This window comes from Pseudomonas sp. S1(2024), assembly GCF_046557535.1.
On sequence record NZ_JBKGFP010000114.1, the window covers coordinates 25,481 to 46,690 of the forward strand.

29 protein-coding genes are annotated in these 21,210 nt (G+C 64.3%); 16 read left to right on the forward strand and 13 right to left on the reverse strand.

Annotated elements, in window-relative coordinates; genetic code table 11:
* Window positions 1–31 precede the first annotated feature (31 nt).
* The 6 genes from ACLCGK_RS29640 (at window position 32) to ACLCGK_RS29665 (ending at window position 4,193) form a co-directional block, all read left to right on the forward strand.
* Entirely contained in the window at window positions 32–1,075 is a 1,044-nt protein-coding gene (locus tag ACLCGK_RS29640) for an ABC transporter substrate-binding protein (RefSeq protein ID WP_410952838.1), read from the forward strand.
* A gap of 23 nt (window positions 1,076–1,098) precedes the next feature.
* The gene (locus ACLCGK_RS29645; protein ID WP_410952843.1) at window positions 1,099–1,854 is read left to right on the forward strand and encodes a class II aldolase/adducin family protein; all 756 of its coding nucleotides are present in this window, start codon (window positions 1,099–1,101) and stop codon (window positions 1,852–1,854) included.
* Between the two features lie 146 nt (window positions 1,855–2,000).
* On the forward strand, window positions 2,001–2,885 hold the full coding sequence (locus ACLCGK_RS29650; protein ID WP_410952837.1) for an EamA family transporter: 885 nt from the start codon (window positions 2,001–2,003) through the stop codon (window positions 2,883–2,885).
* A 208-nt stretch (window positions 2,886–3,093) separates the two neighbouring features.
* Window positions 3,094–3,414 carry a YbjQ family protein gene (locus ACLCGK_RS29655; RefSeq protein ID WP_015270179.1) on the forward strand — a complete coding sequence of 107 codons (321 nt, stop codon included), beginning with the start codon at window positions 3,094–3,096 and terminating at the stop codon, window positions 3,412–3,414.
* 138 nt (window positions 3,415–3,552) lie between these two features.
* Window positions 3,553–3,741, forward strand: coding sequence for a hypothetical protein (locus ACLCGK_RS29660; protein WP_003253897.1), 189 nt, complete (start codon window positions 3,553–3,555; stop codon window positions 3,739–3,741).
* 140 nt (window positions 3,742–3,881) lie between these two features.
* Window positions 3,882–4,193 (forward strand): hypothetical protein, encoded by a 312-nt coding sequence (locus tag ACLCGK_RS29665; RefSeq protein ID WP_085704872.1) that lies wholly within the window; start codon window positions 3,882–3,884, stop codon window positions 4,191–4,193.
* A 46-nt stretch (window positions 4,194–4,239) separates the two neighbouring features.
* Here ACLCGK_RS29665 and ACLCGK_RS29670 read toward each other — a convergent pair whose 3' ends face one another.
* Together ACLCGK_RS29670 and ampC are read right to left on the reverse strand one after the other, a co-directional pair.
* The gene (locus ACLCGK_RS29670; protein WP_003253895.1) at window positions 4,240–4,572 is read right to left on the reverse strand and encodes a hypothetical protein; all 333 of its coding nucleotides are present in this window, start codon (window positions 4,570–4,572) and stop codon (window positions 4,240–4,242) included.
* A gap of 301 nt (window positions 4,573–4,873) precedes the next feature.
* Window positions 4,874–6,016 carry a class C beta-lactamase gene (gene ampC, locus ACLCGK_RS29675; protein WP_410952836.1) on the reverse strand — a complete coding sequence of 381 codons (1,143 nt, stop codon included), beginning with the start codon at window positions 6,014–6,016 and terminating at the stop codon, window positions 4,874–4,876.
* A 119-nt stretch (window positions 6,017–6,135) separates the two neighbouring features.
* Here ampC and ACLCGK_RS29680 point away from each other — a divergent pair, with 119 nt between their 5' ends.
* A complete protein-coding gene (locus tag ACLCGK_RS29680; RefSeq protein ID WP_182328813.1) occupies window positions 6,136–7,128 on the forward strand; it encodes a bile acid:sodium symporter family protein in 993 nt (330 codons plus the stop codon).
* A gap of 170 nt (window positions 7,129–7,298) precedes the next feature.
* Here the strand turns inward: ACLCGK_RS29680 and ACLCGK_RS29685 are convergent, their stop codons facing one another.
* On the reverse strand, window positions 7,299–7,892 hold the full coding sequence (locus ACLCGK_RS29685) for a DUF4157 domain-containing protein (RefSeq protein ID WP_410952835.1): 594 nt from the start codon (window positions 7,890–7,892) through the stop codon (window positions 7,299–7,301).
* Entirely contained in the window at window positions 7,879–8,442 is a 564-nt protein-coding gene (locus tag ACLCGK_RS29690; RefSeq protein ID WP_410952834.1) for a TetR/AcrR family transcriptional regulator, read from the reverse strand. Before ACLCGK_RS29690 ends, ACLCGK_RS29685 begins: the two co-directional genes overlap by 14 nt.
* Before the next feature lie 89 nt (window positions 8,443–8,531).
* Between ACLCGK_RS29690 and ACLCGK_RS29695 the strand changes: the two genes are divergently transcribed.
* Window positions 8,532–9,263 carry an SDR family oxidoreductase gene (locus tag ACLCGK_RS29695; protein ID WP_410952833.1) on the forward strand — a complete coding sequence of 244 codons (732 nt, stop codon included), beginning with the start codon at window positions 8,532–8,534 and terminating at the stop codon, window positions 9,261–9,263.
* Window positions 9,264–9,292: 29 nt separating this feature from the next.
* Window positions 9,293–9,904 (forward strand): 2-hydroxychromene-2-carboxylate isomerase, encoded by a 612-nt coding sequence (locus ACLCGK_RS29700; RefSeq protein ID WP_410952832.1) that lies wholly within the window; start codon window positions 9,293–9,295, stop codon window positions 9,902–9,904.
* 94 nt (window positions 9,905–9,998) lie between these two features.
* Here the strand turns inward: ACLCGK_RS29700 and ACLCGK_RS29705 are convergent, their stop codons facing one another.
* The 4 genes from ACLCGK_RS29705 to ACLCGK_RS29720 form a co-directional block, all read right to left on the reverse strand.
* A complete protein-coding gene (locus ACLCGK_RS29705) occupies window positions 9,999–10,544 on the reverse strand; it encodes a cupin domain-containing protein (RefSeq protein WP_003248033.1) in 546 nt (181 codons plus the stop codon).
* An 81-nt stretch (window positions 10,545–10,625) separates the two neighbouring features.
* Window positions 10,626–11,831: an MFS transporter gene (locus ACLCGK_RS29710; RefSeq protein ID WP_041506054.1), complete on the reverse strand. Its 1,206-nt coding sequence runs from the start codon at window positions 11,829–11,831 to the stop codon at window positions 10,626–10,628.
* Between the two features lie 84 nt (window positions 11,832–11,915).
* A complete protein-coding gene (locus ACLCGK_RS29715) occupies window positions 11,916–12,449 on the reverse strand; it encodes a cytochrome b (protein ID WP_015270187.1) in 534 nt (177 codons plus the stop codon).
* Window positions 12,446–13,498: a catalase family peroxidase gene (locus tag ACLCGK_RS29720; protein ID WP_410952831.1), complete on the reverse strand. Its 1,053-nt coding sequence runs from the start codon at window positions 13,496–13,498 to the stop codon at window positions 12,446–12,448. The genes ACLCGK_RS29715 and ACLCGK_RS29720 overlap by 4 nt, the downstream gene beginning before the upstream one ends.
* Before the next feature lie 124 nt (window positions 13,499–13,622).
* Between ACLCGK_RS29720 and ACLCGK_RS29725 the strand changes: the two genes are divergently transcribed.
* On the forward strand, window positions 13,623–14,144 hold the full coding sequence (locus ACLCGK_RS29725) for a sigma-70 family RNA polymerase sigma factor (RefSeq protein ID WP_013972484.1): 522 nt from the start codon (window positions 13,623–13,625) through the stop codon (window positions 14,142–14,144).
* The gene (locus ACLCGK_RS29730) at window positions 14,141–14,887 is read left to right on the forward strand and encodes an anti-sigma factor family protein (RefSeq protein ID WP_247847651.1); all 747 of its coding nucleotides are present in this window, start codon (window positions 14,141–14,143) and stop codon (window positions 14,885–14,887) included. The genes ACLCGK_RS29725 and ACLCGK_RS29730 overlap by 4 nt, the downstream gene beginning before the upstream one ends.
* 107 nt (window positions 14,888–14,994) lie before the next feature.
* On the opposite strand, the gene ACLCGK_RS29735 is transcribed toward ACLCGK_RS29730, so the two are convergent.
* The gene (locus tag ACLCGK_RS29735) at window positions 14,995–16,002 is read right to left on the reverse strand and encodes a GlxA family transcriptional regulator (RefSeq protein ID WP_013972486.1); all 1,008 of its coding nucleotides are present in this window, start codon (window positions 16,000–16,002) and stop codon (window positions 14,995–14,997) included.
* 160 nt (window positions 16,003–16,162) lie between these two features.
* On the opposite strand from ACLCGK_RS29735, the gene ACLCGK_RS29740 reads away from it, so the two are divergent.
* Together ACLCGK_RS29740 and ACLCGK_RS29745 are read left to right on the forward strand one after the other, a co-directional pair.
* Complete coding sequence (locus ACLCGK_RS29740; RefSeq protein ID WP_054573118.1) at window positions 16,163–16,633, forward strand: hypothetical protein; 471 nt, start codon at window positions 16,163–16,165, stop codon at window positions 16,631–16,633.
* Between the two features lie 223 nt (window positions 16,634–16,856).
* Window positions 16,857–17,069, forward strand: coding sequence for a PLDc N-terminal domain-containing protein (locus tag ACLCGK_RS29745; protein ID WP_410953470.1), 213 nt, complete (start codon window positions 16,857–16,859; stop codon window positions 17,067–17,069).
* 44 nt (window positions 17,070–17,113) lie between these two features.
* On the opposite strand, the gene ACLCGK_RS29750 is transcribed toward ACLCGK_RS29745, so the two are convergent.
* On the reverse strand, window positions 17,114–17,437 hold the full coding sequence (locus tag ACLCGK_RS29750; protein WP_410953471.1) for a hypothetical protein: 324 nt from the start codon (window positions 17,435–17,437) through the stop codon (window positions 17,114–17,116).
* A gap of 210 nt (window positions 17,438–17,647) precedes the next feature.
* Here ACLCGK_RS29750 and ACLCGK_RS29755 point away from each other — a divergent pair, with 210 nt between their 5' ends.
* Both ACLCGK_RS29755 and ACLCGK_RS29760 read left to right on the forward strand, forming a co-directional pair.
* Window positions 17,648–18,058: a RidA family protein gene (locus ACLCGK_RS29755; protein WP_054573119.1), complete on the forward strand. Its 411-nt coding sequence runs from the start codon at window positions 17,648–17,650 to the stop codon at window positions 18,056–18,058.
* A gap of 108 nt (window positions 18,059–18,166) precedes the next feature.
* On the forward strand, window positions 18,167–19,039 hold the full coding sequence (locus tag ACLCGK_RS29760; RefSeq protein WP_410953472.1) for a DMT family transporter: 873 nt from the start codon (window positions 18,167–18,169) through the stop codon (window positions 19,037–19,039).
* Here ACLCGK_RS29760 and ACLCGK_RS29765 read toward each other — a convergent pair.
* A complete protein-coding gene (locus ACLCGK_RS29765; RefSeq protein WP_054573121.1) occupies window positions 19,036–19,755 on the reverse strand; it encodes a TorF family putative porin in 720 nt (239 codons plus the stop codon). The two genes, ACLCGK_RS29760 and ACLCGK_RS29765, sit on opposite strands and share 4 nt — an antisense overlap.
* An 81-nt stretch (window positions 19,756–19,836) precedes the next feature.
* Window positions 19,837–20,088 (reverse strand): hypothetical protein, encoded by a 252-nt coding sequence (locus ACLCGK_RS29770; protein ID WP_015270196.1) that lies wholly within the window; start codon window positions 20,086–20,088, stop codon window positions 19,837–19,839.
* Between the two features lie 122 nt (window positions 20,089–20,210).
* On the opposite strand from ACLCGK_RS29770, the gene ACLCGK_RS29775 reads away from it, so the two are divergent.
* Window positions 20,211–20,870, forward strand: a complete 660-nt coding sequence (locus tag ACLCGK_RS29775) for a VIT1/CCC1 transporter family protein (protein ID WP_410953473.1) — start codon at window positions 20,211–20,213, stop codon at window positions 20,868–20,870.
* Window positions 20,871–20,881: 11 nt separating this feature from the next.
* Here the strand turns inward: ACLCGK_RS29775 and ACLCGK_RS29780 are convergent, their stop codons facing one another.
* Window positions 20,882–21,127: a hypothetical protein gene (locus tag ACLCGK_RS29780; protein ID WP_410953474.1), complete on the reverse strand. Its 246-nt coding sequence runs from the start codon at window positions 21,125–21,127 to the stop codon at window positions 20,882–20,884.
* Window positions 21,128–21,210 lie beyond the last annotated feature (83 nt).

Below are 21,210 nucleotides of genomic sequence, written 5' to 3' on the forward strand. Positions count from 1 at the left end.
GCCCCTCGGGCACCGGCAGGAGGCAACTACGATGCAGGTATTCCCACGTGTAAGCAGCTTTTGCGCAGCGTTGCTGGCCATGGGCCTGGGCAGTGCGCAAGCGGCACCGCAGATGGTCGTGGTCGGCTATGGTGGTGCCGGCCAGAAAGCTCAGGACGAGGCGATCTTCAAACCGTTCAGTGCCCAGGATGGCAGCAAGCTGATCCAGAGCGAGTACAACGGCGAGATGGCACGGATCCAGGTAATGGCCGACACCGGCAATGTCGACTGGGATGTGGTGCAGATCGAAGGGCCTGACCTGATGCGTGGCTGCGACGAGGGCATCTACGAGCAGCTGGATTGGCAGCGCATGGGCCATGCGGGTGAACTGATTGCCGACGCGGCACAAGCCTGTGGCTCGGCCGCGCTGGTATGGAGCGTGGCCATTGCCTATGACCGCAGCAAGCTGGCCCAGGCGCCTGCGTCGTGGGCCGACTTCTGGGACGTGAACAAGTACCCTGGCAAGCGCGGCCTGCGCAAGCGTGCGGTGTACAACCTGGAGTTCGCCCTGATGGCAGATGGGGTGAAGGTCGAGGATGTGTACCAGGTACTGGCCACCCCGGCAGGGGTCGAGCGTGCCTTTGCCAAACTCAGCGAGCTCAAGCCGTATATCCAGTGGTGGGACGCCGGCGCCCAACCTGCCCAGTGGTTGGCGGCGGGAGATGTGGTGATGACCTCGACCTATAGCGGGCGCATCGCCGTGGCGGCCCAGCAGGGCAGCCCGCTGGCGGTGGTCTGGCCTGGCAGCCTGTATGGCATGGATTACTGGGCGATCATCAAAGGCTCGCGGCATGTCGACCAGGCCAAGCGGCTGATTGCCTACGCCAACCAGCCGGACACCCAGGTGCGTTATGTGCAGCAGATTCCCTATGGGCCGACCAACACCCAGGCGGCGGCGAAGCTAGACCCGTCCCTGGCCAGCTGGGTGCCTACTTCGCCGCAGAACCTGCAGGGGGCGTTGGCGATGAATGTGGAATTCTGGGTCGACCATGGCGAAGAGCTGGAACAGCGCTTCAATGCGTGGGCCAGCAAATAGCGTACTGCAAAGGTATAACGATGATGACCACAACGGAACAAAGCCTGCGCCAGGAGCTGGCCGCCTGCTATCGGCTGATCGCCCACTTCCGCATGAGCGACCTGATCTTCACCCATATTTCCCTGCGCCTGCCGGGGCCGGAGCACCACTTCCTGATCAATCCGTACGGCTCGCTGTTCGATGAGATCACGGCCTCCAGCCTGGTGAAGATCGACCTGCAGGGCCGGCCGGTTGAAGCGACGCCGCACCCGGTCAATCCGGCCGGTTTCGTCATCCACAGCGCCATCCATGCTGCCCGCGAGGATGCCCGTTGTGTGTTGCACACCCACACCCGGGCAGGTTGTGCGGTCGCGGCGCTGGAATGTGGGCTGCTACCGCTCAACCAGATGTCCATGGAGTTTTATGGCAAGGTGGCATACCACGCCTATGAAGGGATTGCGCTGGACATGGATGAGCAGCGAAGGCTGGTAGCCGACTTGGGCGACAAGCCGGTGATGATCCTGCGCAACCATGGCCTGCTGACCACCGGGCGCAGCGTGGCCGAAGCATTCCTGCGCATGTACTACCTGGAAAAGGCCTGCGAGATCCAGTTGGCGGCGCAGAGTGCGGGGCAGGTGATTTTGCCGCCGGCCGAAGTGTGCGCGCATACCGAGCGGCAGTTCAATGAGCCTGGACGAGGGTTGAAACAGGGCGAACTGGCGGATCCGGATGCGTTGCAGCTGGCATGGGCGGCATTGTTGCGGATGCTGGAAAAGGTTGCACCTGGATACCGGAGCTGACGCGCTCCACCAATCACCTCGGCAACCCTTGCACGATAACAGTCACTGTTGCGCACCTCTGGGCCGCAACTGTGCTGGTCCCTGTCAAAGGAATAGCCTTATGCTGTAACGAAATATGTCTAGAAAGCTTGAAGAAGGATGTCGCAATGCCACTCAAGGATCTGCTCATCGCCCTGGTGGTGATTGTCGCCTGGGGAGTCAACTTCGTGGTCATCAAGGTTGGCCTCGATGGCTTGCCGCCGATGTTGCTGGGGGCATTGCGTTTCTTGCTGGTGGCATTCCCGGCGATCTTGCTGGTCAAGCGGCCGAAGTTGCCCTGGCGCTGGCTGATCGCCTACGGCGCGACCATTTCGTTGGGCCAGTTCGCTTTCCTGTTCCAGGCCATGTACAGCGGCATGCCGCCAGGGCTGGCCTCGCTGATCCTGCAATCGCAGGCGTTCTTCACCCTCGGCTTCGCCGCGTTGTTCCTCGGCGAGCGGCTGCGCCTGGCCAGCGTACTGGGGCTGCTGGTGGCCGCCAGCGGCCTGGCGCTTATCGGCAGCGAAGACGGCGGCCATGTACCGATGTTGGCGCTGGTACTGACCCTGTGTGCCGGCGCCATGTGGGGCATGGGCAACATCATCACCCGGCGCTTTGGCTCGGTTGACCTGGTGGCGCTGGTTATCTGGGGCGGGCTGATCCCGCCACTGCCGTTCCTTGCGTTGTCCTGGTGGCTGGAGGGGCCGGAGCGCATCGGCCACGCCATTGCCAATATCAGCTGGAGTTCGGTATTGGCCCTGGCTTACCTGGCGTTTGTCGCCACCATGCTCGGCTACAGCCTGTGGAGCAAGTTGCTGTCGCGCCACCCGGCCGGCAAGGTGGCGCCGTTCTCGCTGCTGGTGCCTGTGATTGGCCTGAGTTCGTCGGCGTTGTTGCTGGGCGAGCGTCTGACCACGACCCAGGGCTGGGGCGCATTGCTGGTGATGGCCGGGTTGCTGGTGAACGTGTTTGGCGCCCGCATTGGCCAACGGCTGCGCGCGGTCAGCGCGTAGTTGATCCTTCAACCACTGCCCGACTGAAAATCGCAAGCCAGCGCAATCCCTGCGGGAGCGGGCCTGCCCGCGAACACGGGCGAAGCCCGTGCCAACCACCGCGGTGCCTGCTTCGCGGGCACGCCCGCTCCCACAATGACGGCATATCTGCGAGTGGATTTGCGCTCTGTTAGAATCGGTCTCTTTTGCCGGCCAATGGAGCACACCCATGATCATTTCCACCACCAGCCAGCTCGAAGGCCGCCCGATTGCCGAATACCTGGGTGTGGTCAGCTCCGAATCGGTGCAGGGCATCAATTTCGTGCGCGATTTCTTTGCACGTTTTCGCGACTTCTTCGGCGGGCGTTCGCAAACCCTGGAAAGCGCGCTGCGCCAAGCCCGGGAGCAGGCCACCGAAGAACTGAAGGCGCGGGCACGCCAGTTGCAAGCCGATGCGGTAGTGGGTGTGGATTTCGAGATCAGCATGCCGTCGGTACAGGGCGGCATGGTCGTGGTATTTGCTACCGGTACAGCGGTGCGCCTGAAGTAGAGCGTCTGCCGCTGGTCGGGTCCAGGGCTTAGGTCCGGGCGGTCCGCAAATGACCAGCTAGTCTCACCTTCACAGGTCGCGTTTGGTGGAGCAACTGTTCTGGTTGCCGGCGCGTCCGCCACTGGAGGGAGACAGGGCATGAGCGAATCCTTTTTCGAAGACCTGAACGACGCGTTCCCCATCAACAGCCAGGTGCGTTGCGGCCAGGCGGCATTTCGCCTGGGCTTCGCCCACATGACGCTGGATGATTCCGAACAGCTCCAGCCTGCACACCTGCAGCGCAGCAAAAAAGGCCGCTTCATGCCGCGGGTTCCGCTGAAGAAGTGATCCCGCTCCAGCACAACCCCGCCGAATGGCGGGGTTTTTATTGCCATTTCTTGATCCGTCTCATGGCATTGCCGGGTAGCGCTCGCAGGATGGCCAAGGCTGTGGTTTTCTTGCGCGGCATTCCAGCAACGGAGGATTGAATGCTCATGCGAGTCAGGGAAGAGACCTATTGGCAATGGGCCGACGCACAGCTGCACAGCCGCTGCCACGACGAAGCACTCAGTGACGGCACCACGCTGGACGTGCAGGTGCGCCTGTCGCGCCTGGGGGCGACCCAGCTGTTCCTGGGGCTGTATGCCGGGGATGGGCGAGCATTGCTGGAGGAGTATTACCCCGCACGGCCAGGCGAGACCATGACCCGCGCCCTGGTGTGGGGTGTCGACCGTGCCCGGGCGATGGCAACCGGCGCCTTGCCGCTGCCAGAGCACCGCAGCCAGCGACGCCAGGCATGAAAAAGCCCGGCCTATGCGGGCCGGGCTCAGGTAAGGGTGGGAACCCTCAGTTGAGCGGTTCGATCACCTTGACTGCCTGCTGCTCACGGGCAGCGGGCCATTCTTGTTGCAGGGTCTGCAGGACGCGGCCAACGAACTCGGTGTCGGCGGCGGCCTTCTTGCCGACGTAGCCTTGGCCACGGCGGTAGACCTTGAAGCGGGCACGCATGCTGGGCAGGTGCTCTTCGAATTCATCTTCGACGGTGTTCGGTGGCAGGCGGTCGAGGCGCACTTCACCGGTCTGGCTTACCCACAGCAGATGGTCGTCAAGGCTGTCCTTGCGTACGGCGAACAGCTGGGCCAATTGGTCGATAGTCGGATTGTTGTTCAAGTTCATCATAAAGCCCCCATTACCCATTCGTAGGTGATTTTTCGCAGTTGGCGCTACCACGGTGTAGCGCACTACCAAGGCTGCTACAGCAGCATCGCAACAGGGGCTTTCTCACGCTGCCTTTTGGACAGTTTCCCTCTCCACGGACGGCCTGCGTTACCGCGCAGGCCGTCTGGAACACCCTTGCCACCGCTCCCGATCAGGGAGACGGCTTCATCATGCCCAAGGGCGATGAACGGCGTCAACCATTTTGTAGTGAATATTTTTGCTCACTACATTGTGTCGTTTTGTTCGACAATCGCTGCCCGCACTACAGCCCGGAGAGAATGTCGAAGGCTGCGCGCACCCGGGCTTCGTTCGGGTAGTTTCGGTTGGCCAGCAACACCACGGCCAGTTGTTCGGCGGGCACGAACGCGGCGTAGGCGCCGAAGCCATTGGTCGAGCCGGTCTTGTTGTACCAGGCTGCCGGCAGCGGCGGCAGGGCTGGTTGCAAGCTTGTGGTTGCCTGCGGTTCACGGATTAGCTGCGGGCCGTTGCCATCGATCAGTGTGGCCAGCGTGACCGGGTAGGGGTAACGCTCCCAGCCCAGGCCCTGGGTCATGGCGCCGACCTGGAAGTAGCCCCGCTGGGTGATGGCCGTGGCTTGTGCCAGCGCCGGTGGCAGCCCCTCCGGCTGCATGTGCAGGCGTACATAGCGCAGCAGGTCGCTGGCGCTGGTCTTGATGCCGTAGGCTTCGTCGGCGTAAGGGCCGGGGCCGACACGCACCGGCTTGTCGGCACTGTCGTAGCCCTGGGCATACAACCCCTGGGCGCTGGCCGGGACCTGCAGATAGGTGTTTTCCAGGCCCATCTGTTTCAGCAGGCCCTCGCTCATCAGCGTGGAAAACGGCTGATGCTGCGCGCGGGCGGCCAGGTCACCGAACAAGCCCAGGCTGGGGTTCGAGTAGCAGCGCTGGGTGCCGGGTTTGGCGCGGGGTTGCCAGTGACGGAAGAAATCGACCACCTGCTGCGGCGTCTGCACCGCATCCGGGAACTGCAACGGCAGGCAGTCGGCACTATAGGCGCCCAGCTCCAGCACGCTTGCGTCGCCGATGGGGGCGCCGGCGAGGGCAGGGTGATAGCGCTTGGCCGGGGCATCGAGGTCCAGTTTGCCTTCGGCACTGGCCAGTGCGGCCAAAGTGGCGGTGTAGGTCTTGCTCAGCGAGCCGATCTCGAACAGCGTGTCGCGGCTGACCGGCACATTGTCTGCCTTGCTGGCCACGCCATAGCTGAAGTAGTGCGCGTGGTTGCGAGCATAGATGGCCACGGCCATGCCTGTGATGCCTTGCTCCTGCATCAGCGGGCGGATGATCTGGTCGACCTTGGCCTGCAACTGGTCGTCGGCCTGGGCGGCACTGTGGCCCAGGGTGAGAGTGATGGCGGCTGCAAGTGCAGCCAGGCGGGAGAGGGGCATGAGCGGGTCCTGTGCTGGAGCGTGTCCGTTGAGCGACACCGGTGGGGGTTCCGGCGTTAGCGGCGAAAAACCGAAGACCTTATCGTCTGCCCTTGCACAATGACAAGACGGAAACTGTGATGAAGTATTTGCGCATGTTATTCGACAATTTCACCCTGGCCTTGCTCGGGGTGGTACTGATTGCCACCGTGCTGCCTTGCTCGGGCGACGGCGCAGTGTATTTTGGTTGGCTGACCAACCTGGCCATCGGCCTGCTGTTCTTCCTGCACGGCGCCAAGCTGTCGCGCGAGGCGATCATTGCCGGAGCGGGGCACTGGCGCCTGCACTTGCTGGTGTTCTCCTGCACCTTCGTGCTGTTCCCGCTGCTGGGTCTGGCGTTCAAGCCACTGTTCGTGCCGCTGGTGGGCAACGAACTTTACCTGGGCGTGCTCTACCTGTGTGCCTTGCCGGCTACCGTGCAGTCGGCCATCGCCTTCACTTCGCTGGCGCGTGGTAACGTTCCGGCGGCCATTTGCAGTGCGGCGGCATCCAGCCTGCTGGGTATCTTCCTCACGCCGTTGCTGGTAATGATGTTGCTGGGGGCCAGCGGTGATACTGGTTCTGGTCTGGATGCGGTGCTGAAGATCACCCTGCAGCTGCTGGTGCCGTTCGTGGCCGGGCAGGTCGCCCGGCGCTGGATCGGTGCCTGGGTCAAGCGCAATGCGCGCTGGCTCAAGGTGGTGGACCAGGGTTCGATCCTGCTGGTGGTCTACACCGCGTTCAGCGAGGCGGTGGTCACCGGGCTGTGGCACACGGTATCGCCGCAGCACCTGGCCGGGTTGTTTGCCGTGTGCGGGTTTTTGCTGGCAGTGGTGCTGTACGGTACACGGCTGCTCGGCAAGTTGCTGGGCTTTGACCTGGAGGACCGCATTACCATCCTGTTCGCCGGTTCGAAGAAGAGCCTGGCTACCGGGGTGCCGATGGCGCAGGTGCTGTTCGTCGGCAGTGGCATTGGCGCGATGATCCTGCCGCTGATGCTGTTCCACCAGATTCAGCTGATGGTCTGTGCAGTGCTGGCGCAACGTTATGCCAGCCGTGAGCAGGTGGCTGAAGAAGCTTCGGCGGCGTCCTGACACCTGGTTTGGCCACTGATGCGGTCGCCATGTAGGAGCGGCCTTGTGTCGCGAAAGGGCCGCAAAGCGGCCCCGGCAATATTTGCTCCAAGCTGAAATCGAGGGGCTGCTGCGCAGCCCTTTCGCGACACAAGGCCGCTCCTACACGGCGACCGCGCAATGACCAGGAATTATCTGGCCTGCCCTGAACCACGCTCGCGCAGCGCCTTGCCTACCTCGGCCTCGATCTTGTAGGCCGGCGCTTCCAGGTCGTCGTAGTTGCGCGTGTAGCGCCGGGCGAACTCTTCTACACCCAGCTGCTGATACTGCTGCACATGCTTGAGCTCATGTGCCCACAACGCCACGTTGTCCTCGGCGTCGGCGGGGCGGCGGAAGATGATCGTGTCGATCAGCGTCACGGCGTTCACATCGGGGTTCTGCAGCAGCGCATTGGCCGCGCTCATCTGCTGTTCGTCACCCACCCGGAAGCGCGCCGCGTCGAGCACGGCAAAGTCGTACCAAGGTTCGAGTTGCGCACGGATATGCAACGGGATCGGCTCGACGCCGCTGGCGGTGGCTTCGTCGCGGGCCTGCTGCAAGGCGAAGGTCAGGCTGGACGAAGCCAGTACTTCCACGTCCTTGAAAATCTGCCCGGCCTGGCCGGGGTCGATGGGCGCACAGAAACATCCCATCAGGCACACCTGGTATTGCCCTGGCGGGCAGGCCTGTTCGGCGAGTGCAGGCAAGCTCATCAGTAGCCCCAGCAGTAGACTAATCCGCTTCATGCAGGGCCTTCTCGACAAAGTGGCGGCTGGCCTCCAGTACCTGCGACTGCACGCTTTCCGTGGCCAGCATGCGCCCGACCAGCAAGGCACCGACGCACTGGCTGATCAGCACCCAGGCCAATTCGCTGTCTTCCAGGGTCGCGCTCCAGGCCTGGTGCAGCTCCACCAGCCAATGCTCGGCCACGGCGCGCACGGGTGCTTCGGCCCGGGCAATCTCCACCCCCAATGGCGGCAGCGGGCAGCCACCTTCGGCATTGTGCAGGTGGGCCAGGCTCAGGTACTGCTGCAGGCAACGGCCCAGGCGTTCGCGACTGGCGCCCTGGTTTGCCAGGCGCGCCAGCGGGCTGTTGCACAATTCCTGCCGCACTACCTCGGTGAACAGGTCGTCCTTGGACGGGAAGTGGTTGTAGAAGGCTCCGCCGGTCAGGCCGATCGCCTTCATCAGCCCGGCTACGCCGGTGCTGGAAAAACCCCCGCGTTTGGCCAGCGCGCCGCTGCTGGCCAGCAGCCGCTCGCGGGTTTGCTGCTTGTGTTCGTTGGTGTAGCGCATTCAGTTGCCTCTGCAGGCGGGCTTGACGGTGGCGGCGATCATAACATAGCGTTCGTTTACTAAACGATCATTCACCAATGGAGACAGGCATGACAGAACAACAAAAAGTGGTGCTCGTGATTGGCGCGGGGGATGCTACCGGCGGCGAGATCGCCAAGCGCTTTGCCCGCGAGGGCTACATTGCCTGTGTTACCCGGCGCCAGGCTGACAAGTTGCAGCCGCTGCTGGACGAAATCCGTGCTGCCGGCGGCCAGGCCCACGGGTTTGGCTCCGATGCGCGCAAGGAGGAGGAGGTGGCGGCGCTGGTCGAAACCATCGAGCGTGATATCGGCCCGATCGAAGCGTTTGTGTTCAATATCGGTGCCAATGTGCCCTGTAGCATTCTTGAGGAAACCCCACGCAAATACTTCAAGATCTGGGAGATGGCCTGTTTTGCCGGTTTCCTCACCGCCCAGGCGGTGGCCCGGCGCATGGTCCAGCGCGAGCGTGGCACCATACTGTTCACCGGCGCCACCGCTGGCACTCGTGGCGCGGCGGGCTTTGCGGCATTCGCCGGGGCCAAGCATGCCTTGCGCGCCCTGGCCCAGAGCATGGCGCGCGAGCTGGGGCCGCGGAACATCCATGTCGCCCACGTGGTGGTTGACGGGGCCATCGACACCGCCTTCATCCGTGAGACATTCCCCGAGCGCTACGCCCTCAAGGGCCAGGATGGCATCCTAGATCCGGCCCACATCGCCGACAGCTACTGGTTCCTGCATGCCCAGCCCCGCGACGCCTGGACCTTCGAGCTGGACCTGCGCCCCTGGATGGAACGTTGGTAAGCCCCTTTCACCGAGCAAGGACCGTAACCATGCACAAGACTGTCGACTTCTTTTTCGATCTGGGCAGCCCGGCCAGCTATCTGGCCTGGACTCAACTGCCTGGGCTGTGTGCCCGCCAGGGTGCCACGCTACGTTACCGGCCGATGCTGCTGGGTGGGGTTTTCCAGGCTACCGGTAATGCTTCGCCGGTGATGATCCCGGCCAAGGGTCGTTACATGTTCACCGACCTGGCGCGCTTCGCCGAGCGCTACGGGGTACCGTTCGGGTTGCCGCCGGGGTTCCCGGTCAATACCTTGACCCTGATGCGCGGGGCAATGGGCACCCAGCTGCGTTCGCCGGAGCGGTTCGATGCGTTGCTGGCGGTGCTGTTCAATGGTCTGTTTGCGCAGCGCCGCAACCTGGGCGACAACGCCGTCCTCGACGACACGCTGAGCCAGGGCGGCTTCGACCCGCAGGCATTTCGCGCGCTGGTGGGTGATGACGAGGTGAAGGCCGCGCTCAGGCACGCGACCGAAGCTGCAGTGGAGCGCGGGGTGTTCGGCGCGCCGACCTGTTTTGTCGGTGACGAGATGTTCTTCGGGCAGGACCGCCTGGACTTTGTCGAAGAGGCCCTGCGTCAGGGTGTCGACAGCCTTACCTGAAGGCGCCTCTCCCACAGGGTTGGCGCGTTTCCTGTGGGAGCGGCTTCAGCTGCGAACACCGGCAAAGCCGGTGCCATCTCCATGCATAAAGCAGTCAGAAGTTCGCCGGGGTGTTGGCGCTGATGATTTCGGCCTCGTCCGGGCCGATGTTCTTGAAACTGTGCGGCAGGGTAGTGGGGATGTAGTAACCGTCGCCCGAGTTGAGCACGCTTACCTGGCCATCGACCCACAACTCGACGGTGCCGCGTGTGACCAGGCCACACTCCTCACCCTCGGCATGCACGATCGGCTCGCCCGAATCGGCACCCGGTGCATACAGTTCACGCAGCATGCGCATCTGCCGGCCTTCGACACTGGCGCCAACCAGCAGCATGCGCAGGCCGTTGCGGCCCAGATCTGGCTGCTCGCCGCCACGGAACACGTAGCGCTCTTCGCGCACCGGCTCGTCGAAACTGAAGAACTCCGCCAGGCTCATCGGAATGCCTTCGAGCAGTTTTTTCAGGGAGCTGACCGAAGGGCTGACGCGATTCTGCTCGATCTGCGAGATCGTCGAATTGGTCAGCCCGCTGCGGCGGGCCAGTTCCCGTTGGGAGAGGTTGTTGCGTTCACGCACCAGTTTGAGTCGCGTCCCCGTGTCCATAGCCGCCTTGTAATCAGAGGTGTCAATAATAATGAGCGATGCGCATTAAAACACACTCTGCGCGCTTGCGCGCTGTGCTTCTCAGGCCCGCTGATCGCGGGGCATCGGCCATGACCCCACCAGCAGCAACAGCGCCGCCACCGCCAGGAATGGCAAGCGTGGATCGACGGCATAAACCAAGGTGCCGGCCAGCGGCCCGATCACTGCGCCCATGCCCTGGGCAGCACCGATGGACCCGGCCGTGGCGCCTTGCTCGGAGGCGTGCATGGCATTGGCCGCCAGCGCCGAAAACGCCGGGAAGACAAAGCCCATGCCCGCCGCCGCGACAAAGTAGCAAGCCCAAAGCCATGGCGCCGTGGTGGCCAGCGAGCCGCAGGCAAAGCCCAGGGCCGAAACCGTGGCGCCGACCCGGATCATCTTCAACGGCGGCCATTCCAGCTGGCGCAGCAGCATCTGCGCCAGGATCAGTGCAACGCCTACCGTGGTCAGGGCGATGCCGGCAGCCTGGGCAGCCTCGGCAGGGCCCAAATGCAGGCGGTCGAGGGCAAAGAAACCGACGATGATCTGCGATACCGTGACGCTGAGCATGGCGCTGAACGCCACCAGCAAAGGCCGGCGCAGGCGTGGGTCGTTCAGGCGCACCGGGCTGGGAGCATGGCTGTGCGGAAGCGCCTGCGGCTTCAGGGTGAACAGCAGGACCAGAAAGGCACTGGCCGGCAGCAGCGACATGATATGGAACGGCAGGCTCAGGCTATGCCGCGCCAGCAGCGCTGCCAGCGCCGGCCCCACCACCAGGCCGACGGCGTTGGCCGCCCCCAGCGAGGCCATGGCCCGGGCCCGGCGTTGCGGTTCGACATGGTCGGCGATCAGCGCATTGCAGCCCACCGGGATGGCAGCATAGAAGGCGCCGATACAGCCGCGCGCGACCATCAGGCCGATGAAGGCCAGGGTCGCCCCCGGTAGCCAGCGCAGCGCACCTTCTACGAACAGGCACAGCAGCCAGTAGGCCAGGGTGAAGCCGGCGCTGCCCAGCAGCAGGATGCGCCGACGGCCCAGACGGTCTGCGGCGCGCCCCCAAGGCCGGGCCAGCAGCACCCAGACCACGCCCGCCACGGTCACGGCGGCACCGGCTTGCCAGGTGGCCATGCCGAGCTGGCGGGCGATCGGGCCGATCAGGGCGACGAAGGCCATCATCGACATGGTGCAGGCCATGTTGGCCAGCAGCAGGGGGCGCAAGTCCAGGGTACTGGCGGGTGCGAGTGTGGCAGGATCCTTTGCGACATTCATAGGGCAGTCCAGGGCGGTACGGCAAATAGAAAGCCGATCTTGTTGGGAATCGTTATCGGTGTCGAGCCCCCGGGCTGCCGAGCGTCATTGGCTGCGGCGCAGCGGGCCAGGCCACATGCTACGCAACACGCCATCGCGGCGCACCCACGCGTGCATCAAGGCCGCACCCACATGCACCAGCACCGTGGCGAACAGCAAGTAGCCAGCCCAGCCATGGGCCTGGCGCAGCACTGCATACAGTTGCAGGTCATGGGGGGCAATGGCCGGCAAGCCCAGCGGGCGGGGGTAGCCACCGGCCGAAAGCATGGCCCAGCCCAGCAGCGGCATGGCAAGCATCAGTCCGTAGAGCACCAGGTGCGAAGCCCCGGCGGCCCAGCGTTGCAGTGCAGGCAGGTCGCGCGGCAGGGCTGGGTGGGGCAGGGCCAGGCGAACGGCGATGCGCAGCAGCACCAGCACCAGCAGGGCCAGGCCGGTTGCCTTGTGCAACCCGATCAGCACGGGGTGGCGCGGCGACAGGTCGGCGACCATGCTCACACCGATGAACAACATGGCCAGGATCAGCACGGCCATCAGCCAGTGCAACAGGCGGGCGAGGGGGTGGAAGGCGTCGGTTTTCATGGGTGGGCTCCGGTGTCGAGCGATTCGCGGCTGCGGCGGTTGAAGGATTCCGAGTAGGCGGCTGAACGGGCGGCGAGAATCGGGTCGGCAGAGGCCTGGATGCCCCGGGGTAGAATCAGCGGGTCGAAGTTGATGTCGCGGCAGGCCCCTTGCTCGGGGCCGTCGACCTGTTCCAGTACCAGCGTGCCGGCGTCCACGCTGCGCCGGTCGGCAGGCCACGGGCTGGCAGGGTCGTCCACTGCATCGCCGGGTTCCGCCAGTACCAGGCGCAGCGTCCAGCGCAGCGGGCCCTGGGCCAGCCGTTGCTGCAGGTCGTGCTGCAGGAACTGTTTGTCATCGACTTGGGCAGGCAGGGCGGCAAACGCTGTCTGCGGCTCCAGTTGCCAACGCACGGGGTGGGACGCGCCGCTTGCGTCGATCAGGCGGAAGGCGTTGATGCTGTGGTACTGCGTGCTGGCGAAGCTGTTGCTGGGCTTGTACCCCGCCGCCCATTGGCGAAACGCCGCGCTTTCCGGGTGGGCGGCGAAAAACGCCTGCAGTTTGCCCGGGTCCGGTTTGCCGGTGGCCGGGTCGGGTGCCCCCGCCAGTACCTGTTCATAGAAGGCTTGTGGCGTGCTTACCGCCAGCACCGACGGGTTGTTCATGCCGGTACGCCAGACTTGCCCGTCGTCGGTGCTCAACTCGATGGCCAGGCTGCGCACCGGTATGCCGGTATCCGGCGCGAACGGGTTGGCGCCGCCGATGGCGAAGCGGCCGATCACTGGCACCCGCGGCTGGCTGAACGCCCGCGCCGTGGACAGGCTGACGGCCTGCCCGCTGGGCTGGAAGTAGCCGCTGACGCACAGGCCCTTGGCGTGGTTCTTACGGTAACCCGGGTAATGCCCGGCCTGGGCTTCGAAGGTGTCGATGATGCGTTGTGGGGTCAGGCGGGTATCGCCAACCCAGCCGGCGGCATAGGCAAAGGCGGCGCCCGCGCCCAGCATCACGACGCCGATGGCGGCCAGGCGCAGGGCCTTGGCCGGGCCGTGCAGGGGTGAGTTCATGGTCATTGTCCGGTTCAGTGAAGGTGCCGGTACGACGGCGCAGGGAAAAACTTATTCCCTTGCCGGGAATAGATTTTCCTCGCAGGCGTCTGCCTCTTACACTGACAACCCCAGAGGCCGGGACCTTGCCATGCATGATCTGGACGACCACCAGTGGCGCGAGCTGCTGGCCCGCCTGCGCCGCTTTGCCGTGTGGCTGACCCGCGAGCCGGGCAGCGCCGACGACCTGGTACAGGCCACGGTCGAGCGGGCCTTGAGCCGGCGCGACCAGCAACGTGATGCCGATGCCCTGCGGGCCTGGCTGTTCACCATCCTTTATCGGCTGTTCCTCGATGGAAAGCGCCGCGAGCGCCTGCACGCGCGATGGCTGTCCTGGTTCGGCCGCGGCGAGCGCGATGACGAGCCGGTTGGTGGCAACCTCGAGGCCATTGTCCTGGCCCAGGCCGACCTGCAGGCTTTCGCCCGGCTCACGGCAGAACAGCGTGCGTTGTTGCTGCTGGTCAGCATTGAAGGTTTGAGCTACAAGGAGGCCGCCCAGGCCCTGGGCATCCCTATCGGCACTGTGATGTCGCGCCTGTCGCGCGCCCGCAATGCCTTGCGCGAACTGACCGAGGGCAGCCCCCAGCCCCCGGCCTTGCGGAGACTGAAATGACGCGCCTGATCCCCAGCGAAGACGAACTGCACGCTTATGTCGACGAGCGCCTGGAGCCTGCGCGCCGGGCCGAGGTTCAAGCCTGGCTGGCGGCCAACCCGCAGGCTGCGGCCAAGGTCGAGGGTTGGCGTGCCGACGCCCGCCGCCTGCGTACGGCGCTGGCCGGGTTTGGCGAAGTGCCGGCGCAGCTGGACCTGGGGCAGTTGCGCAGGCAAGTGCGCCAACGCCGCCAGCGCCGCTGGGCTACGGCGGCGGTGCTGCTGCTGGCGTTTGGCATAGGTGGCCTGGGAGGTTGGCAGGTGCGCGATGCGACCTTGGCGCGTGCCGAGCTGCCGATGGCCGATGCCGTCCAGGCGCACCGCTTGTTTGCCGGTAGCCAGGCGTTGGATATCCAGGCCAGCGACCCAGGCCAGTTGCGCGACTGGCTGGGGCGCCACTTCAGCCGCGTTGGCCACTTGCCGGACCTGGCGGGCTACGGCTTCAAACCGGTGGGCGCGCGCCTGCTAAGCAACGAGCAGGGGCCGGCGGCATTGCTGGTGTTCGAGGATGGCAAGGGCCAGCGCATCAGCCTGTTCCTGCGCTCACCAGGTGATCATTATCGGCGCATGCCGGACGGGCAGCGCGTGGACGGGCAGCTGGAGGCGCGGTACTGGTCGCATGGGGCCTACAACTTTGCTCTGGTCAGCGCGGTGGACGATTTGCGTGGGGCGGGGGTGGGGGAGGCGTTGCGCTTGGGTTTGTGAGCCCGCTCTCGCCGGGATCGCGCGTGGATGCTGTGGTGATCCTGTGGGAGCGGGCGCGCCCGCGAAGAGGCCTCGCCAGGCCACACATTCCTGCCATTTTCCCCTGCTCACTCGCCCAACCGCTGCTCACGCGACGGCGGGTAGCCAAAGTAAGCCGCATAGCATTTGCTGAAGTGCGACACCGAAACAAACCCGCAGGCCACTGCCACTTCCATCACCGACAGGTCGGAATACTGCAGTAGGCGGCGGCTTTTGGTGACGCGCAACTCCATGTAGTAACGCCGCGGCGAAGTGCCCAACTGGGCCTGGAACAGGCGGTCGATCTGTCGGCGCGAGCGCCCGCTGTAGGCGGCCAACTGGTCGAGGCTGAGGGTTTCCTCGAGGTTGTTCTCCATCAGCTCGACGATGGTGCGCAGGTGCAAACTCATGGATTTCTTCGCGCCAGGGCCGACCTGGCGATAGCGGGCACCGGAGAACGACAGGATCTCCTCGACGCCTTCGGCCAAGCCGTCGCCATACAGCCGGCGCACCAGGCCGAGCATCAGCTCCATGGCACCATTGGGGCTGGCAGCGCTGAGGCGGTCGCGGTCGAGAGTGAAGCTGGCCGGGGTGATCCGCGTCTGCGGGCTGCGCTCGGACAGGCTGGCGCGCTGCTCAGGGTGGATACTGCAGCCATAGTCGTCCAGCACCCCGGCGCGGCCGAGGAACCACGCGCCGTTCCACAACCCGCCCAAGGCCATGCCGTGGGCCGCACAATCGCCCAGCAGGCGGTCAAGCTCGGGGTACTTCAATGGCGTGCGCAGGCCGCCACAGATCACCAGCAGGTCCAACTCCTTCAGGGCCTCGGCGGATAACTCGGTAGCCACCAACTCCAACCCCAGGTCGCTGAGCACGCGGTCGCCTGCAAGCGACAGCGGGGTGAATCGAAAGCTGTCGGCGCGCAGCAGGTTGGCCGTGACCAGCACGTCCATGGCCACGGTGAAGCTGGCCATGGAGAAGTGTTCGAGCAATACGAAATCGACCCGATAGGGGGCTTGGGCATTGGCGCTGGTGGACTTCAGCCGCAGCATGTTGCTGGTACTGGTCTTCTTGCTGAACTGGCGTGGCGTGGGCACTCTGGACTCCGCTTCCTGGCTGGCCTTGAGAGTGTGGCGGGTGGCCGGGGGAAAGACAATCTCCCGGGTGGCCGTGTCGTATTCCAGGTCGTGTTCAGGCAACCTGTCTGGCTTGGCCCGTTGCCGCTATGCTGATGCTCCTGTCACTGAGGATACCTTGATGAAGTACGCCGCTGCCCTGTTGCTTTGCCTGATGCCATTGCTGGCCAATGCCCTGGAGCAGGGCGACAAGCTCGCCCCGTGGACGCTGCTCGACCAGTACGACCAGGCCTATAGCCTCGCCGCCGGCACGCACATCCTGCTGGTGGCACGCGACATGGACGGTGCCAAGCTGGTGAAGGCGGCGCTGGCCGAACAGCCCAAGGGTTACCTGGAGGCGCGCGATGCGGTGTTCGTTGCCGACATCCAGCGCATGCCGGCGCTGATCAGCAAGCTGTTCGCCATCCCCGCCATGCGCGATTACAACTACCGCGTGCTGCTCGACCGCGACGGGCGCGTGGCCAGCCGTTATCCAGGGCAGGATGGCCAGGTGCAGTGGTTGCAACTGGAACAGGGCAAGCTGGTGAGCCAGCGGGCATTTGCCGATGCGCCGGCGTTGAAGGCGGCGTTGGAGACTGCACCACGGCATTGAGAGCTGTCACTGCTCCCTGTAGGAGCGGCCTTGTGTCGCGATGGGCTGCATAGCAGCCCCCTGCGGTCCTTTGTAGGGCAAAAATCCTGGGGCCGCTGCGCAGCCCATCGCGACACAAGGCCGCTCCTACAAGGGCCGCGGTGCCATGCCGCCAGCCAAATCAATCTGAACCCTCGGCAGCCTCTGCAACCCAACCCATTACATGCCAAATGGGAGAGCGCTCATGGAAATCGGAACGATCTGGATCATCGTCGCGGCCTTTGTGATCCTGCTGGAAATCTGGGCCATCTGGCACATCATCGGCAGTGACCGGCGCGCCGAGCGCAAGATGCTGTGGATCTTCTTCGTGGTCTACGCACCGTTCCCCGGCTTGCTGTTCTGGGCCTGGCGCGGGCCTCGGGCGGTCAAGGGCAGGGCGGTACTGCAGGAAAAATGATGGAGAACGGCCTCAGGCGCGGGGGCGCCTGAGGCCGTCGATGTTCACTTGGGCAGGATATCGAAGCGAATGGCTGACCCCAGCCCGTCCACCATCAGGCAACCGTAGAACTTCACGGTCGACAGCACACACAGATGCTTGAGCGCTTCATGGATGTAATCGTGAAGCAGCTTTTTGGCATCGCGCCTGCGGTCTGCGAGCGTGGTGCTGCTGAGAGTGATCACCCCGAGCAAGGTGGTTTCAATGTGTTCGACGGTGTCCAGGCCAATTTTTTCGCGCAGGTGCAGGCGCGCCTTTGCCGCATCGTCTTCATCTCGTGCGGTTTTGGGCTTGATGGTATAAGCCAGCTGAAAATCATATTTGCTCATCGCTTTATCCTTGATACGTGCAGGCCTCCATGCCGGGCCTCGCAATCTACCGCCTGGCAGCCACCGCGCATACAAACGCGTGGTTCACGCAAGCCAGCGCGCTGTGCGAAACGTCCTACGCAGACAAGCCCGTTTTACGATGCATGCTTGACCTCGAGTTAACTCAAGGTTCGATACTCCGTCCCTCTTCCAACTGATCGAGGGTTTACCGTGAGCCATTCAACCGCGTTCCAGCTGAGCAACCCCGAAGGCCTGTACGACCCCAGCGGTAATGCCTACTCTCATGTCGCCGAGGTTCATGCCGACAGCCGCCTGTTGTTCATCGCCGGCCAGGGCGGGGAAGACCGCAACGGGCAGCTGTCGCCGCTGTTCGCCGAGCAGGCACGCCAGGCACTGGCCAACCTTGAGATTGCCCTGGCGTCGAAAGGCGCCAGCCTGGCCCAGGTGTTCAAGCTGACCCTGCTGATCGTCGAGCATTCCGAAACGCGACTGCATGAATGGGTAGCCGAGGCTGACAGGGCCTGGGGCCGCAGCATGAAACCGACCTGCACGCTGATACCGGTACCCCGGTTGGCGCTGGACGGCATGCTGGTGGAGATCGAGGCAGTGGCGGCTGTATAGGTCCGGGCGATTCGGTGGTGGCGGCAGATAAACACTATGTTGTATATCGGTGCTGGCCCAACCAGCATGGCCGCTATAACAACAATTGACCTCAAAGGTGACCACACCATGAGCACCGGCACCACCACGCTTGCCGACCCCAAGGCCAGGGCCTGGTTCTGGCCCGCACTTTTCAGCCTGGTGGCCTTCGCTGCCAACTCGGTATTCTGCCGGCTCGCGCTGAAGGATGGGGCCATCGACCCGGCATCCTTCACCGTGGTGCGCCTGGCCAGTGGTGCACTGTTCCTGCTGCTGTTGATCCGCCTGCGCAAACCCGCGCTTGCCATGGGGGGGAGCTGGCGCGGCGGCTTGGCCCTGTTCCTCTACGCATTCCTGTTTTCTGCGGCATATCTGCAACTGGGCGCAGGCGCGGGTGCGTTGCTGCTGTTTGGCGCGGTGCAGATCACCATGTTCGGCTTCGCCTGGTACAAAGGCGAACAAATCACTGCGCGAATGCTGCTGGGCATGCTGATCGCCTTCGTCGGCCTGCTGGTGCTGCTGTTGCCCGGTATTGCGGCGCCACCTTTTGCCAGTGCCTTGCTGATGACCCTGTCTGGCGTGGCCTGGGGCGTTTACACGCTGCTGGGCAAAGGTTCACCCAGGCCGCTGGCCGACACTGCCGGCAATTTCACCAGGAGCCTGCCGTGCCTGGTGCTGCTGGCGCCGATGCTGTTACTGGGCGCCGGCTTGCACCTGAGCCCGCTCGGCGTGCTGTATGCGCTGGGTTCTGGTGTGCTGGCGTCCGGTGCTGGCTATGCCGTGTGGTACGGCGTGGTCAGGCAAGTCAGCGCGCAGCAGGCGGCGACCATGCAGCTCAGCGTCCCGGTGATCGCGGCGTTGGGCGGGGTTTTCCTGATCGGCGAGCCATTGTCGTTGCGCTTGCTGGTGGCCTGCGTGGTGGTGCTGGGCGGTATCGCCCTGGCGCTGGCGCCGCGCCGTTAAAAGAAGCGGCGTTGCGCCTTGAGCGTGACCATGCTGTCGCAATAGGTGTTGATGCCCGAATACGCATCACACCCGCCACCACTGAGGTTTGAGTTGCTGTAGACCAGGTTCAGGTCGATGCCGAGCCAAGGCCGGGAAAGTTCCAGCGACCAATCGGAAAAGGCATTCACCTCGCTGCCATCACCAATGGTGAATGGCGTACCCAGGCGGTGATGGGCGAGCTTGACGCTCAGGTCAACATCAAACAGCGGCAGTTGGCCGAAGTCGGCGAACAGCGTGGCGGTGCGGTTGTCGGGATTGTCGCGCAGCGCTCCACCGAAACGGCTGCCCAGCACCGAAACACCGCCGTACAGGGCATAGCTGTCGGGGCCCGCAATGTTTGGCTGACTATAATGGATCAACCCCACCTCGTAGCCCAGGCTAGTGTCGAACCGGTGCTTGTAGCCCAGATAACTGTCCAGCCGCAGGGTGGAGTCGGGCGTCACGCCCATGCTCGGGGCGTACTGGCCAAGGTACCAGCCGCTGGGGTGGCTGAAGTCGAGGCCACCGTGGAACGCACCGATGGCGCTGGGCGATATCAGCCCCTGGGCCATACTGCGTGAGGGGGTGGTGCCGAGTGTAAAGTCGAAGTCGCCCAGTTCGCGTTTGATCTGTTGGGCCAGCAGCATGGGGCTGAACAGCAGTGCAGCACTCAGCAACAGAAGGGGCCTGGTCATGGTCTCCGTCCTGGAAGGCTTGCGGTTGAGCGGTAAAGCATACCTGTGCAGGTAACGTGAGGGAACCGCCGGCTAGCCCATTCAGCCTTTGGTCGAACGGTCGGCGTCTGCAGCTTCGGTCACCACGGGCAGGTTGCCGGCACGCTGGATTACCCGCCGTTGCTGCTCGTAGTCGTCCAGCGACAGGCCACGGCGTTGCAAGGCTTCCAGTTGCAGTTGACGGGTTTCTTCGGCGGTGTAGGGACGCAGTTCGGGGTGGCTGGCACAGCCGCTGGTGATGGCGATGGCAATGACGGCAAGGGTGGCGGACAGCAGGCGGGCCAAGGTGTTCATCAGGTAGCTCCAGGGGCCGGTGTGGTGGGCGGCGAGTCGATGGAGCTAGGTTATTCGGCCATGTCGTTCGGCAGAAATTGCCATTCTCGATAGTGACTATCGATGGTTCCTGGGAGGGTGCGATGGGGCAAGACGAGCAACCGCGAAAATGGGGCGTGCTGGAACCGATCGACCGGATCACCGAAGTCATCTTCGGCCTGTTGATGGCGATGACCTTCATCGGCTCGCTGAGCGTGGCCACGGCAGGGCGCGAAGACGCGCGGCTGATGCTGATTGCCGCGCTCGGCTGCAACCTGGCCTGGGGCCTGGCCGATGCCGTCATCTACCTGCTGCGTACCTGGACCGAACGTACCCGCAGCCGGACCTTGCTGGCTCGCCTGCAAGCCGGTGATATCACCCAGGGGCGCAGGCTGATTGCCGATACGCTGCCAGAGCGCATCGGCCTGGCACTGGATGAAGACGGGCTGGAGATGCTGCGCGGGCGCATGCTGCGTGATGCTGGCCGCCCGCTGCCGGCACGCCTGGGGCTGGATGATTTCAAGGCTGCCCTGGCCACTTTCCTGCTGGTGGTACTGGCAACTTTCCCGATGGTCATTCCGTTCCTGCTGATCGAGACCACCGGTACGGCCATCCGTGTATCGAACCTGGTCGCCCTGGCCATGCTCTTCCTTGCGGGCTGGCTGCTGGCACGCTATTCCGGTGGCCGCGCCCTGTTGACCGGCGTGGTTCTGGCGGTAGTCGGGGCGTTGCTGATCGTGGCGATCATCGCCTTGGGCGGTTGAGCACCGCCCGCTCAGTATTTTATGTCGCGGGCGCGCTCACGGCCTTGCTGCTTGGTATGGCGTTTGTCCTGCCGGCAGCCGGCGTTGCTTTGCTGGTCGGCGTGGCGGCAGTCCTGTTTGGTCTGCCGCGCGTCCTGGCGGGTTTCCTGCCGCACATCGCGGGCCTCGCGGCGCCGTTCGGCGCGGTCGGTGGCCGCCCAGGCCGAGGTGCAGAGCACGGCCAGCATGATGACAGCGATGAGGGGGGGCGTTTTCATCAGGGTGGCTCCTTTTCTGGATACGGTCTTGTGCATGCGCCGGCCTCTTCGCGGGCACGCCCGCTCCCACAGGGTCACCACAG

Bases quoted from the DNA above. Each gene is read 5' to 3' on its own strand.
- ACLCGK_RS29640 (WP_410952838.1), top strand. From the start codon at position 32: ATGCAGGTATTCCCACGTGTAAGCAGCTTTTGCGCAGCGTTGCTGGCC.
- ACLCGK_RS29645 (WP_410952843.1), top strand. From the start codon at position 1,099: ATGACCACAACGGAACAAAGCCTGCGCCAGGAGCTGGCCGCCTGCTAT.
- ACLCGK_RS29650 (WP_410952837.1), top strand. From the start codon at position 2,001: ATGCCACTCAAGGATCTGCTCATCGCCCTGGTGGTGATTGTCGCCTGG.
- ACLCGK_RS29655 (WP_015270179.1), top strand. From the start codon at position 3,094: ATGATCATTTCCACCACCAGCCAGCTCGAAGGCCGCCCGATTGCCGAA.
- ACLCGK_RS29660 (WP_003253897.1), top strand. From the start codon at position 3,553: ATGAGCGAATCCTTTTTCGAAGACCTGAACGACGCGTTCCCCATCAAC.
- ACLCGK_RS29665 (WP_085704872.1), top strand. From the start codon at position 3,882: ATGCTCATGCGAGTCAGGGAAGAGACCTATTGGCAATGGGCCGACGCA.
- ACLCGK_RS29670 (WP_003253895.1), bottom strand. From the start codon at position 4,572: ATGATGAACTTGAACAACAATCCGACTATCGACCAATTGGCCCAGCTG.
- ampC (WP_410952836.1), bottom strand. From the start codon at position 6,016: ATGCCCCTCTCCCGCCTGGCTGCACTTGCAGCCGCCATCACTCTCACC.
- ACLCGK_RS29680 (WP_182328813.1), top strand. From the start codon at position 6,136: ATGAAGTATTTGCGCATGTTATTCGACAATTTCACCCTGGCCTTGCTC.
- ACLCGK_RS29685 (WP_410952835.1), bottom strand. From the start codon at position 7,892: ATGAAGCGGATTAGTCTACTGCTGGGGCTACTGATGAGCTTGCCTGCA.
- ACLCGK_RS29690 (WP_410952834.1), bottom strand. From the start codon at position 8,442: ATGCGCTACACCAACGAACACAAGCAGCAAACCCGCGAGCGGCTGCTG.
- ACLCGK_RS29695 (WP_410952833.1), top strand. From the start codon at position 8,532: ATGACAGAACAACAAAAAGTGGTGCTCGTGATTGGCGCGGGGGATGCT.
- ACLCGK_RS29700 (WP_410952832.1), top strand. From the start codon at position 9,293: ATGCACAAGACTGTCGACTTCTTTTTCGATCTGGGCAGCCCGGCCAGC.
- ACLCGK_RS29705 (WP_003248033.1), bottom strand. From the start codon at position 10,544: ATGGACACGGGGACGCGACTCAAACTGGTGCGTGAACGCAACAACCTC.
- ACLCGK_RS29710 (WP_041506054.1), bottom strand. From the start codon at position 11,831: ATGAATGTCGCAAAGGATCCTGCCACACTCGCACCCGCCAGTACCCTG.
- ACLCGK_RS29715 (WP_015270187.1), bottom strand. From the start codon at position 12,449: ATGAAAACCGACGCCTTCCACCCCCTCGCCCGCCTGTTGCACTGGCTG.
- ACLCGK_RS29720 (WP_410952831.1), bottom strand. From the start codon at position 13,498: ATGACCATGAACTCACCCCTGCACGGCCCGGCCAAGGCCCTGCGCCTG.
- ACLCGK_RS29725 (WP_013972484.1), top strand. From the start codon at position 13,623: ATGCATGATCTGGACGACCACCAGTGGCGCGAGCTGCTGGCCCGCCTG.
- ACLCGK_RS29730 (WP_247847651.1), top strand. From the start codon at position 14,141: ATGACGCGCCTGATCCCCAGCGAAGACGAACTGCACGCTTATGTCGAC.
- ACLCGK_RS29740 (WP_054573118.1), top strand. From the start codon at position 16,163: ATGAAGTACGCCGCTGCCCTGTTGCTTTGCCTGATGCCATTGCTGGCC.
- ACLCGK_RS29745 (WP_410953470.1), top strand. From the start codon at position 16,857: ATGGAAATCGGAACGATCTGGATCATCGTCGCGGCCTTTGTGATCCTG.
- ACLCGK_RS29750 (WP_410953471.1), bottom strand. From the start codon at position 17,437: ATGAGCAAATATGATTTTCAGCTGGCTTATACCATCAAGCCCAAAACC.
- ACLCGK_RS29760 (WP_410953472.1), top strand. From the start codon at position 18,167: ATGAGCACCGGCACCACCACGCTTGCCGACCCCAAGGCCAGGGCCTGG.
- ACLCGK_RS29765 (WP_054573121.1), bottom strand. From the start codon at position 19,755: ATGACCAGGCCCCTTCTGTTGCTGAGTGCTGCACTGCTGTTCAGCCCC.
- ACLCGK_RS29770 (WP_015270196.1), bottom strand. From the start codon at position 20,088: ATGAACACCTTGGCCCGCCTGCTGTCCGCCACCCTTGCCGTCATTGCC.
- ACLCGK_RS29775 (WP_410953473.1), top strand. From the start codon at position 20,211: ATGGGGCAAGACGAGCAACCGCGAAAATGGGGCGTGCTGGAACCGATC.
- ACLCGK_RS29780 (WP_410953474.1), bottom strand. From the start codon at position 21,127: ATGAAAACGCCCCCCCTCATCGCTGTCATCATGCTGGCCGTGCTCTGC.